Source organism: Streptomyces sp. NBC_00271 (assembly GCF_036178845.1).
Classification (GTDB): domain Bacteria; phylum Actinomycetota; class Actinomycetes; order Streptomycetales; family Streptomycetaceae; genus Streptomyces.
This window is the reverse complement of record NZ_CP108070.1, coordinates 3563806-3576056: the sequence shown is the minus strand read 5'-3', so window position 1 is coordinate 3576056 and position 12251 is coordinate 3563806. Positions and strand designations below refer to the sequence as shown.

The following is a 12251-nucleotide window of genomic DNA, read 5'->3' as shown; positions in this document are numbered from 1 at the left end:
CCAGCACCGCCCGTCAGAACAACGGCTCCGGCAGCACCCCTTCCAGCGCCAGCAGCTTCCGCTTGGTCTCCAGGCCGCCGCCGAACCCCCCGATGCCGCCGTCGCTCTCCACCACCCGGTGACACGGCACGACGACCGGCAGCGGGTTCGAGCCCATGGCCACGCCCACGGCCTGCGCCGCGCCCGGCTGGCCGACCCGGCGGGCCAGGTCGCCATAGCCCACGACCCCGCCGTACGGAACTCCCGCGGCCAGCTCGCGCAGCACCTGACGGTTGAACCCGGAGATCAGCGACCAGTCCAACGGCAGTTCGAAGTCCCGCCGCTCGCCAGCGAAGTACGCCGTGACCTGGCGTATCGACTCGGCCAGGAGCGGTGACCCGGGTGCCTCGACCGGCTGGGTGCCCAGACGCGCGGCGAGCCGCTCGAGCGCCTTGTCACGCACCGCGTCCGTGGCGTGGAAGACCACGTTCACCAGGCCGTCCGGTGTCGCCGCCAGCAGCAGCGGACCGATGTCGGTGCCGACGACGGCCCACACCACCCGCTGTTCGTCCTGCCCATCGCTGTTCATGCGATCCACCGTACGATCCGCCACTGACAATGCCCGCGGCACGGACGCCGCCCGGCGTCCGCACCACGGGCGAGAGACCCGCCGAGAACCGGTCAGGTCTGTTGCAGAGCGCTCCGGATCACGTCGGGCTTGTTCGTGATCACGCCGTCCACGCCGTAGCCCGACAGGCGCCGTGCGGTGTTCGCGTCGTCGATGGTCCAGGTGAAGACCTCCATCGGCCGCCTGTGCGGTCCGACGAACGAGTGGACCGCGGAGACATAGCCGGCCGAGAGGGAGGCGTGGTCCGGGTTGATCAGATCGGCGAACCGCGCGTACTCGTGGAGGCGCGCGACCGACGGCCTGCCCAGGAAGGCCGTCGTGATCCCGGGACGCAGTTCGTGGACCGTCCGCACGCTCCGCTCGCTGAAGCTCTGGACGACCAGCCGGTTCCTGAGATGGCCCGGATCCAGCCAGCCCTCGTTGCTCAGGACCTTGAGGGTCTGCCGCTCGATCCCCGGATAGAGCTCGGGGTTCTTGATCTCCAGCACGAGCTTCTGGTGGTTGTGCGAGACGCGGTTCATGTACTGCTTCAGCGTCGGCACACGGGTGCCCGCGTACCGGGGACCGAACCAGCTCCCCGCGTCCAGGCGCGCGACCTCCGCCGCGGTGAAGTCCTTGACCTTCCACGGAGCCCGGTGCGGATAGATCTTCTTGACGTCGGTCGTGCGCGCCAGGCTTGCGTCGTGGAGCACGACGAGCTCGCCGTCCTTGGTGCGCTGGACGTCGTTCTCGACCCAGCCGAAGCCCATCGCGGCCGCCTTGTCGATGGAGGCGAGGGTGTTCTCGGGCGCGTAGGCGGACGCTCCGCGGTGCGAGACGATCAACGGAGCTTTGCGCAGGGAGCCGGCCTGTGCGTGGGAGGTGGGCAGTATCAGCACGGTTCCCCCGATGAACGCGGCGGTCGTGGCGGCGGCAACGCGCGCGTGCATACGTACTCCTCACGTCGAGTGATCACAGACAGATCAAGAGTGACAGCAGAGAGTCAACGACGGAGGGGTACGGGATGGACACGGATTGAATGGAGTTGACCAAGTCCGCTCACCGGCATCACACAGGTGCGGCGAGGTCGTGATTCTTTGCCGGAAAATCGTTCGACCATTCAGGTGGGGGTCATACTCTCTGCCTCGACCCTGGCCGTTTTTTCGGTCCTGAGGGTGGGGGCATTTCCGGGAATTTCTGGCGTAAAAGGGCGGGAAGGGCAGCCGCGCATGCAGGGCACGGTCGACGGCTTCAGTTACGGACTCGTCACACCGCTGGTGGCGTACCTCATGGCCTGCCTGGGCGGAGCGCTCGGCCTGCGCTGCACCACCAGATCGATGCTCGTCGCCCACTCCTGGCGGGCCGGCTGGCTCGCGCTCGGCTCGGTGGCGATCGCCTCGGGCATATGGACCATGCATTTCATAGCCATGATGGGGTTCACCGTAAAGGAGACCCCGGTCCACTACGACAAGCCGACGACCTTCGCGAGCCTGGGCGTGGCCATCGTGATGGTCGGCATCGGGATCTTCATCGTGGGTTACCGGGGCGCCACCGGAACGGCGCTCTTCACCGGGGGCACCATCACCGGTCTGGGAGTCGCCTCGATGCACTATCTGGGCATGGCCGGCATGCGCCTCAACGGGAACCTCGAGTACAACACCCTCACCGTCTCCGCCTCGGTGGTCATAGCCGTCGTCGCCGCCACCGCCGCTCTGTGGGCGGCGGGGCAGGTCCGGGGATTCCTCTGGAGCGTGGGCGCCAGCCTTGTCATGGGGCTGGCCGTCAGCGGTATGCACTACACGGGCATGGCCGCCCTCAGCGTCCATCTCCACGGCACGTCCAACAGTCCCGCCGGCGACTCGGCCGCCGCACTGCTCGCGCCCATGATGATCGGCCCGCTGGTCTTCCTGTGTCTGGCGGGCGTCGTCGTGATGTTCGACCCGCTGATGGTCATGGGCAAGCCCGACTGGAGGCCCACGGATCACCGGCCCGGCGTCCCGTCCCACTCCACGGTCCAGTACGTCGGCCGCCGCCCCCTGCCGCGCGCCGGCCGGGAGCGCGGCCACCGCAGCTCACGCACCCCCCAGAACCGGTGATCCGGGCCCGTTGTCAGTGCGGGGTCGTACGGTGGAACCCATGCGGCCCGTATCAAAGATCGAACGTTCGGTGGCGCCCTTCGAGGTCGTCAGTTCCTACCAGCCGAGCGGTGACCAGCCGGCGGCCATCGCCGACCTGGAAAAGCGCATCCGCGCGGGTGAGAAGGATGTCGTCTTGCTGGGCGCGACCGGCACCGGCAAGTCCGCCACCACCGCGTGGATGATCGAGAAGCTCCAGCGCCCCACGCTCGTCATGGCACCGAACAAGACGCTGGCCGCCCAGCTGGCCAACGAGTTCCGCGAGCTGCTGCCGAACAACGCGGTCGAGTACTTCGTCTCGTACTACGACTACTACCAGCCCGAGGCCTACGTTCCGCAGTCGGACACCTACATCGAGAAGGACTCCTCGATCAACGAGGAGGTCGAGCGCCTGCGCCACTCCGCGACCAACTCGCTGCTCACCCGCCGCGACGTCGTGGTGGTCGCCTCGGTCTCCTGCATCTACGGCCTCGGCACGCCGCAGGAGTACGTCGACCGGATGGTCAGCCTCAAGGTCGGCGACGAGATCGACCGCGACGACCTGCTGCGCCGCTTCGTCGACATCCAGTACACGCGCAACGACGTGGCGTTCGCCCGCGGCACCTTCCGGGTCCGCGGCGACACCATCGAGATCTTCCCGGTCTACGAGGAGCTCGCCGTCCGCATCGAGATGTTCGGCGACGAGATCGAGGCACTCTCCACGCTGCACCCGCTCACCGGGGAGGTCATCAGCGACGACAACCAGGTCTACGTCTTCCCGGCGTCCCACTACGTGGCCGGCCCCGAGCGCATGGAGCGCGCGGTCAACGACATCGAGAAGGAACTGGGTGAGCGCCTCGCCGAGCTGGAGAAGCAGGGCAAGCTCCTGGAGGCCCAGCGCCTGCGCATGCGTACGACGTACGACCTGGAGATGCTCCGCCAGATCGGCTCCTGCTCCGGCGTCGAGAACTACTCGATGCACTTCGACGGCCGCGAACCCGGCTCCCCGCCGAACACGCTGATCGACTACTTCCCGGACGACTTCCTGCTCGTCCTCGACGAGTCGCACGTCACGGTCCCGCAGATCGGTGCCATGTACGAGGGCGACGCCTCCCGCAAGCGCACCCTCGTGGACCACGGCTTCCGGCTGCCCTCCGCGCTGGACAACCGTCCCCTGAAATGGGAGGAGTTCCAGCAGCGCATCGGGCAGACCGTCTATCTGTCGGCGACCCCGGGGAAGTACGAACTCTCGCGCGGTGACGGCTTCGTCGAGCAGATCATCCGCCCCACCGGCCTCATCGACCCCGAGGTCGTCGTCAAGCCCACCGAGGGCCAGATCGACGACCTGGTGCACGAGATCCGTAAGCGCACCGAGAAGGACGAGCGCGTCCTGGTCACCACCCTCACCAAGAAGATGGCCGAGGACCTCACCGACTACTTCCTGGAGCTCGGCATCCAGGTGCGCTATCTGCACAGCGACGTCGACACCCTGCGCCGTGTCGAGCTGCTGCGCGAGCTGCGCTCGGGCGAGTTCGACGTCCTGGTCGGCATCAACCTGCTGCGCGAGGGCCTCGACCTGCCCGAGGTCTCCCTGGTGTCGATCCTCGACGCCGACAAGGAGGGCTTCCTGCGGTCGGGCACCTCGCTGATCCAGACCATCGGCCGCGCGGCGCGCAATGTCTCCGGCCAGGTCCACATGTACGCCGACCGGATCACCCCGGCGATGGAGAAGGCCATCGAGGAGACCAACCGCCGCCGGGAGAAGCAGGTCGCCTACAACGAGGAGAGGGGCATCGACCCGCAGCCCCTCCGCAAGAAGATCAACGACATCGTGGCCCAGATCGCCCGCGAGGACATCGACACGGAGCAGTTGCTCGGCTCCGGATACCGCAAGGGCAAGGACGGCAAGGGAGCCAAGGCCCCCGTGCCCTCGCTCGGCGGCAAGGCGGCCAAGTCCGCCAAGGGCAAGGCCAAGGAGACGGTGCCGACCGACCGCCCCGCGGCCGAACTCACTGAGCAGATCGAGGAGATGACGGAGCGGATGCGGGCCGCCGCGGCCGACCTCCAGTTCGAGATCGCGGCACGGCTGCGCGACGAGGTGTCGGAGATGAAGAAGGAACTGCGCCAGATGAAGGAGGCGGGCCTCGCCTGAGGCCCCCGCCCACTGTGCCGGACCTCGGCGGATGCGCGCTGTGTTGCAACACCGACACAAAGCGCGCCCCAGGGTTCGGCACCGTCGCCGGCGCTGCGTAGGGTGCTGGACATCCGCGGACTCCGCGGCAACAGGGGACAGCTCGAGAGGGGAACAGCGCGTGACGGTCAACATGACCAAGGGTCAGGCCATCAGTCTGCAGAAGAACGACGGGGGCACCCTGACCGCGGTGCGCATGGGGCTCGGCTGGCAGGCGGCTCCCCGGCGCGGCCTGTTCGGCTCGCGCACCCGGGAGATCGACCTCGACGCGTCCGCCGTGCTGTTCGCGGACAAGCAGCCCGTCGACGTGGTGTTCTTCCGTCACCTCGTCAGCGACGACGGATCCGTGCGGCACACCGGTGACAACCTGGTCGGTGGCGTGGGCCAGGGCGGCGACGACGAGGCGATCCTCGTCGACCTCCAGCGCGTCCCGGTCCACATCGACCAGATCATCTTCACCGTGAACTCCTTCACGGGCCAGACGTTCCAGGAAGTGCAGAACGCGTTCTGCCGTCTGGTCGACGAGACCAACGGCCAGGAGCTCGCCCGCTACACGCTCGCGGGCGGCGGCCAGTACACGGCGCAGATCATGGCGAAGGTGCACCGCGCGGGCCCTGGCTGGCAGATGACGGCCCTGGGCACACCGGCCAACGGCCGTACGTTCCAGGACCTGATGCCCGCGATCCTGCCGCACCTGTAGGCAGCGCGGCGCCCGGCACACGAAGCGACACGGGGGGACAAGGCGATGACGGCCGAGCTGGTCCGGGGGCAGAACCACCCGCTCTCCCAGGCCCGTCTTGAGGTCCGCGTATCGGCCGGTCGGCCGATCGTGGCCGGGGCCACGCTGAGCGACGAGCAGGGCAGGGTCCGGGGCGTCGAATGGGTGGCTCACCCGGGGGCGCCGACCCTGCCCGGACTCGAGGTCTCCAAGCAGGCGGCGGCCTACCACCGCCTCGCGTTCGACCTGGACGCCCTGCCGGGAACCGTGCACCGCGTCAGCGTGCTGCTCGCACTGCCGACCGGTGTCGGTGGCCCTGTCCGGTTCGGGGCCGTCGCCGCCCCCTTCGTCGCCGTCACCGGCCTCGACGGCTCCGAGGTCGCCAGCTACACCATCACCGGCCTGGACACGGAGTCGGCCGTCGTCGCCCTGGAGCTCTACCGCAGGCAAGGCGTCTGGAAGGTACGCGCGGTCGGCCAGGGGTACGCGGGCGGCCTCGCCGAACTCCTCACCGACCAGGGCCTGTCCGAGGCCCGGCAGCTCGCGGGCAGCATCAACGAAGCGGTGGCCCAGGGACTGGCCCGCTCGGTGTCGGCACCCCCGCCGCGTACGGCGGACACGGACCGCTCACGACAGGCGGCCGCCTCGGCGCCGGGACCGGACCAGCCGTACGCGGCACCGCAGGGCGCCTCCGGGACCGTACCGCCGCAGTCCCCGTACGACGCGCCGGGTCCGCAAGGAGCCACGGTGCCGCAGACGGGCTACCCGGGAGGCCCCGCGCAGCCCGACCCCTCCGCCGTCACCCAGCCGTCCGCCCCCACGGGCGGCCCGGTCAACTACAGCCACCCCGGCAGACAGGCCGCCGCGCCGCCCCCGCCTGCGCCGACCGCACCACCGGCCGCGCCGGGGCAGCCCGCGCAGCCCGTCGCCGGTGACGCGACCGGCTGGTCCATGGAGGAGCGGCTCTACAACCAGGTGTGGGGCATGTTCGAGGACCTGGCGCGCACCACGGCCGCGTATCGCAGCGCCGTCGACTTCGCCGACTCGCGCCTGGAGCAGGAGCTCGACAAGGTCCTGTCCGACCCGCGCAGCCGGATCGGCGGGCAGGGCGACGCGGCGCGTGAGGCCGCCCAGGCCAAGCGCGCCGGCTTGGTCGACCAGGCCCGCGCCGCGCTCGACCGGGACCTCGCCCAGCTCGCGGCCGAGGCCGAGGTGGTCGAGCCCGCGCTGCCCGCGGCGTACGCATCCTGGGACAACCCGGTCTGGCACGGTTACCGGGTGCCCATGGAGATCCCCATGGCCCTGCGCCTCGGCGACCTCCGGTTGCCCGAGAGCGAGAACCTGAGCATTCCGATGCTGGTCCGGCTTCCGCTCGAACGTGGCCTGTGGATCGACAGCGGACGGGCCGGCCTCGACGACCCGCTCGCCGACTCCGACGAACTGCGCCGACTCGCCATGGACACGGCGGTGGCGCACGCCGCCCGGCTGCTCGCCGTCTATCCCGCCGGCGAGTTCACGGTGCATGTGATCGACCCGGCCGGTTCGGGAGCCTCGTGTCTCGCGCCGCTGGTGCGTTCCGGAGTCCTCGACGCTCCGCCCGCCGCCGGGGCCGCGGGAGTGGGCGGGGTGTTGGCCCGGCTCACCCAGCGTGTCGACCTGGTGCAGATGGCGGTGCGTGGCGGTGTGGCCGACTCGCTGCCGCCAGACCTCGACACCGCTGAACAACTGCTGATCGTCAACGACTTCCCGCACGGCTTCGACGACCGCGCCGTGACGCAGTTGCGCTATCTCGCGGACGAGGGACCGGCCGTCGGCGTCCATCTGATGATGGTCGCGGACCGGGAGGACGCCGCCGCCTACGGGCCGCTGCTCGATCCTCTCTGGCGTTCGCTGTTGCGACTCACCCCGGTGCCCGACGACCATCTCGCCGACCCGTGGGTGGGACACGCCTGGACGTACGAACCTGCGCTCGTCCCGCCGGGCAGTCAGGTGCTCCAGCAGGTGCTCTCCCAGGTGGCGGCGGCCCGCCGCTCATGGAACCGCTGACTCGCAGAGGACTTTGCCAAGCATCGGTAAAGCTCCCTGACCAGGGAGTTTGGCCTTTCTTTTACTAATCGCTTTACCTTTCCTTGGTGTTTCGGGTACTGTTTTCCGCACGGAGGGGAGTACTCCCTACCAATAGCGGCGTTCCCGTCAATACGGATCCGACCGGATCCCGGGGCGTCGGCCCGTGGACCGCGGACGCATCACGTGTCCCCTCGGTCGCAGGTGGAAGAGACCTCCGGCAGCGACGACGCTGGTATTTGCCGTTACGACTGCCGGAGGCGCGCAGTGGAAGTTTCCGTGACCCTTTGGATCCTCACGATCGTGGGCCTGGCCGCCCTCATCGCCGTCGACTTCTTCATCGGTCGCAAGCCGCACGACGTATCGATCAAGGAAGCCGGAATCTGGACGATCGTCTGGATCGCCCTGGCCGGACTGTTCGGCCTGGGGCTGCTCGTCTTCTCCGGCGGCCAGCCCGCCGGCGAGTTCTTCGCCGGCTACATCACCGAGAAGTCGCTGAGCGTCGACAACCTCTTCGTCTTCGTCCTGATCATGGCGAAGTTCGCCGTGCCGACGCAGTACCAGCAGCGGGTACTTCTCGTCGGCGTCCTCATAGCGCTCGTCCTGCGCACGATCTTCATCGCCGCGGGCGCCGCGATCATCTCCAACTTCGCCTGGGTCTTCTACATATTCGGCGCGTTCCTCATCTACACGGCCTGGAAGCTGATCCAGGAGGCGCGGGCCGACGAGCCGGAGGAGGAGTTCGAGGAGAACAAGCTGCTCAAGGCGGCCGAGAAGCGCTTCGGTGTCGCCGACCGGTATCACGGCACGAAGCTGTGGATCCAGCAGAACGGCAAGCGCGTCATGACGCCGATGCTGGTCGTGATGCTCGCGATCGGCAGCACGGACGTACTCTTCGCGCTCGACTCGATCCCCGCGATCTTCGGCCTGACCCAGGACCCGTACATCGTCTTCACGGCCAACGCGTTCGCGCTGATGGGTCTGCGCCAGCTGTACTTCCTCATCGGCGGCCTGCTCAGGAAGCTGGTCCACCTCAGCTACGGGCTGTCCGTGATCCTCGGCTTCATCGGCGTCAAGTTGGTGCTGCACGCACTGCACGAGTCCGGCGTCCACGTTCCCGAGATCTCCATCCCGGTCTCGCTCGGGGTGATCTGCGCGGTCCTGGTCGTCACGACGATCACCAGCCTGATCGCCTCCAAGAAGCAGGCGGCGCTGGAAGCGTCCGAAGGTGCTTCGGGGGCCCCGGCGTCGGAGAAGTCCCCGACGAACAGCATCGACGTCTGATCACGTCGGAGGCGGCAACAGCCGCCTCGTGGCGGGGTGCGCGGTGCAGGGCCGCGCAACCCGCCAGGTGTTGGCTCGGGCGACCATCGGAATGCGGGGCCCGTCCGCGCCTGCGACGATCGCTGCATGATCGTTCGGCTCCGGTCACTCCTGACGCAGTGGACGGCCGTCGTGCCCGTGGTCGGGGTGGTCCTGCTGGCCTTCACCTGGGGGCGCGACCTGCCCGGCGCGATCGTCGCACTGGTGACCCTGGTCCTGGCCGGGGCGGTGCTGGCCGCGGTCCACCATGCCGAGGTGATCGCGTACCGGGTCGGCGAACCCTTCGGGTCCCTCGTCCTGGCCATCGCGGTCACGATCATCGAAGTGGCGCTCATTGTCACCCTGATGGCGGACGGCGGCCCGAAGACCTCGACGCTCGCCCGTGACACGGTGTTCGCGGCCGTGATGATCACGTGCAACGGAATCGTGGGACTGTGCCTGCTCGTCGCCTCCCTGCGTCACGGGTTAGCCGTCTTCAACGCGGAGGGCACCGGCGCCGCCCTGGCGACCGTCGCGACGCTGGCCACGCTCAGCCTGGTCTTTCCGACCTTCACCACCAGCAAGCCGGGCCCGGAGTTCTCCACGGCCCAGCTCACCTTCGCCGCGCTCGCCTCACTCGTCCTGTACGGCCTGTTCGTGACGACCCAGACCGTGCGGCACCGCGACTACTTCCTCCCGATCACCCGTCAGGGCGAGGTGATCGACGTGGACGAACACGCGGACGCCCCGTCCGCCCGTGCCGCCGGGATCAGCCTGGGCCTGCTCGCCCTGGCCCTCGTCGGAGTGGTCGGCCTCGCCAAGGGCGTGTCACCCACCATCGAGTCCGGCGTCGAGGCTGCCGGCATGCCGCAGTCCGTGGTCGGTGTGATCATCGCGCTGCTCGTGCTGCTGCCGGAGACTATCGCCGCGGTCCGGTCGGCCCGCCGCGACCGGGTGCAGACCAGCCTGAACCTCGCCCTCGGCTCCGCGATGGCCAGCATCGGTCTGACGATTCCCGCGGTCGCCCTGGCGTCCGTCTGGCTCTCCGGGCCGCTCGTACTCGGCCTCAGTTCCACCCATATGGTGCTGCTCGCGCTCACGGTGGTCGTGAGCTCCCTGACGGTCGTCCCCGGACGCGCGACCCCGCTCCAGGGAGGCGTCCATCTGGTGGTGTTCGCGGCGTACTTGGAGCTGGCGGTCACTCCCTAGCCGACACCGAGCCGGTGGAGGCGACGCTGAGCCGGCGGAGCCGACGCTCACTCCGTGGCCGGGGCGACGGCCATCCGGGGTACCGGCCGGGTCTCCGGCAGCAGTGCGAAACACCCGAGGCTGAGCAGAGCGATCGCCGTCAGATACGCCGCCACGCCCCAGGGCACCCGCTCTCCCTCGGCCACGGCCGTCGCCACGATGGGCGTGAGCGCGCCGCCCAGGACCCCGCCCAGGTTGTAGCCCACCGCCGCCCCCGTGCAGCGCACCCGAGGCTCGTACAACTCCGGCAGATACGCGGAGATCACGGCGAACGTCGTGATGAACGCGAGCAACGCCACCAGGAAGCCCAGGAACATCAACAGGGGTTCGCCGGTCGACAGCAGCGCGATCATCGGGAACATCCACAGTGCCGAGGCCGTGCACCCCGCCAGACACAGCGGCCGCCGTCCGTAGCGGTCGCCGAGGAGGGCCACCACGGGCGTGAGGGAACCCTGCACCACCACGGCCGCCATGATGCAGGACAGCATGACGGTACGGCTCACCCCGAGCCGCTCGACGCCGTACGCGAGCGCCCAGGTCGTCACCGCGTAGAACACGGCGTAGCCGACCGCGAGTCCACCGGCCGTCAGCAGGACGAGCCGCCAGTGGTCGCGCACCACCTCGGCGAGCGGCACACGCGCGTGGTCCTCCATTTCGAGGAAGCTGGGGCTCTCCGCGAGCGAACTGCGCAGCCACAGCCCCGCGGCGGCGAGCAGGCCCGCCGCCCAGAACGGCACCCGCCACCCCCATGCCGCGAACTGCGCGTCGGACAGCGTTGTCGACAGCATCAGCATCACGCCGTTGGCCAGCACGAACCCCACGGAGGGGCCGATCTGCGGAAAGCTCGACCACAGCGCGCGTCGCTCGGCGGGCGCGTGTTCCGCGGTCAGCAGCACCGCACCGCCCCACTCCCCGCCGAGCCCGAGCCCCTGAAGGAAACGCAGCACAAGAAGGAGCACGGGAGCGGCCGTACCGATCGAGTCGTACGTCGGCACGCACCCGACCGCGACGGTCGCGGCGCCGGTCAGCAACAGCGAGGCGACGAGCACCGGCCGCCGTCCGCGCCGGTCCCCGATGTGCCCGAACAGCATCGAGCCGAGCGGGCGGGCGACGAACCCGACGCCGAACGTCGCGAAGGCCGCCAGCGTTCCCGCCAGCGGTGAGAAGGTCGGGAAGAACAGCGGTCCCAGGACCAGGGCGGCCGCGGTCCCGTAGACGAAGAAGTCGTAGAACTCGATGGCCGTTCCGGCGAGCGAGGCGGCCGCGAGCCGGAGCATGGAGGGCGCCCTTACGGTGTGTACATCGTGCATGCCGCGTCAACTACCCACGGTGACGGACGGTTACGGGGGCGCGCGGGAGCATGGTGTGCGTCGGAGGCAGATCGCGATGCGCCGGAGCGGACCGATCTCGTACTGCTCGGAGCGGGTCTCCCCATGGAACGGTGGGTCTCATCACGGATTGGACGGCCCGTCACCACCGCGCCGTGGCGTGATAGACCGGGTCCGAGCAGCGGTCCGCAACGGGCCGGCAGATCTGGAAGGACCGGAGGAACCGTGCCCCGCACCCTCGCCAACGCCCCGATCATGATCCTCAACGGGCCCAATCTGAACCTTCTCGGGCAGCGTCAGCCGGAGATCTACGGCTCGGACACGCTCGCGGACGTGGCGGCCCTGTGTGCCAAGGCGGCCGCCGCGCACGGCGGCACGGTGGACTTCCGTCAGTCCAACCACGAGGGCGAGCTGGTGGACTGGATCCACGAGGCGCGCCTGAACCACGCCGGGATCGTGATCAACCCGGCCGCGTACTCGCACACCTCCGTCGCGATCCTGGACGCACTCAACGCCTGTGACGGCCTTCCGGTGGTGGAGGTCCACATCTCCAACATCCACCAGCGCGAGGCGTTCCGGCACCACTCGTACGTCTCGCAGCGGGCCGACGGGGTCATCGCGGGGTGCGGGGTGCAGGGGTACGCGTTCGCGGTGGAGCGGGTGGCGGCGCTGGCGGGGACGGGGCAGGCGCAAGCCTGAT

10 protein-coding genes are annotated in these 12251 nt (G+C 69.3%); 7 read left to right on the top strand and 3 right to left on the bottom strand.

Annotated features, from left to right (window positions below):
* Positions 1-13: 13 nt before the first annotated feature.
* Positions 14-568, bottom strand: coding sequence for a methylated-DNA--[protein]-cysteine S-methyltransferase (locus OG798_RS16700; protein WP_054235945.1), 555 nt, complete (start codon positions 566-568; stop codon positions 14-16).
* A 92-nt stretch (positions 569-660) separates the two neighbouring features.
* Complete coding sequence (locus tag OG798_RS16695) at positions 661-1536, bottom strand: glycerophosphodiester phosphodiesterase (RefSeq protein WP_095855266.1); 876 nt, start codon at positions 1534-1536, stop codon at positions 661-663.
* Between the two features lie 279 nt (positions 1537-1815).
* On the opposite strand from OG798_RS16695, the gene OG798_RS16690 reads away from it, so the two are divergent.
* From OG798_RS16690 to OG798_RS16665, 6 genes are all read left to right on the top strand, one after another.
* A complete protein-coding gene (locus OG798_RS16690) occupies positions 1816-2682 on the top strand; it encodes an MHYT domain-containing protein (protein ID WP_121416476.1) in 867 nt (288 codons plus the stop codon).
* A gap of 40 nt (positions 2683-2722) precedes the next feature.
* The gene (gene uvrB, locus OG798_RS16685) at positions 2723-4852 is read left to right on the top strand and encodes an excinuclease ABC subunit UvrB (RefSeq protein WP_095855268.1); all 2130 of its coding nucleotides are present in this window, start codon (positions 2723-2725) and stop codon (positions 4850-4852) included.
* A gap of 160 nt (positions 4853-5012) precedes the next feature.
* Entirely contained in the window at positions 5013-5591 is a 579-nt protein-coding gene (locus tag OG798_RS16680; protein WP_054235941.1) for a TerD family protein, read from the top strand.
* 45 nt (positions 5592-5636) lie between these two features.
* Positions 5637-7655, top strand: a complete 2019-nt coding sequence (locus OG798_RS16675; RefSeq protein WP_267061475.1) for a TerD family protein — start codon at positions 5637-5639, stop codon at positions 7653-7655.
* A gap of 285 nt (positions 7656-7940) precedes the next feature.
* Positions 7941-8957, top strand: a complete 1017-nt coding sequence (locus OG798_RS16670; protein WP_121416479.1) for a TerC family protein — start codon at positions 7941-7943, stop codon at positions 8955-8957.
* Positions 8958-9083: 126 nt separating this feature from the next.
* Positions 9084-10184 carry a calcium:proton antiporter gene (locus OG798_RS16665; RefSeq protein ID WP_328757265.1) on the top strand — a complete coding sequence of 367 codons (1101 nt, stop codon included), beginning with the start codon at positions 9084-9086 and terminating at the stop codon, positions 10182-10184.
* 47 nt (positions 10185-10231) lie between these two features.
* Here the strand turns inward: OG798_RS16665 and OG798_RS16660 are convergent, their stop codons facing one another.
* Complete coding sequence (locus OG798_RS16660) at positions 10232-11533, bottom strand: MFS transporter (protein ID WP_179857156.1); 1302 nt, start codon at positions 11531-11533, stop codon at positions 10232-10234.
* A 243-nt stretch (positions 11534-11776) separates the two neighbouring features.
* On the opposite strand from OG798_RS16660, the gene aroQ reads away from it, so the two are divergent.
* Positions 11777-12250: a type II 3-dehydroquinate dehydratase gene (aroQ, locus tag OG798_RS16655; protein WP_054235938.1), complete on the top strand. Its 474-nt coding sequence runs from the start codon at positions 11777-11779 to the stop codon at positions 12248-12250.
* Position 12251: the final 1 nt, after the last annotated feature.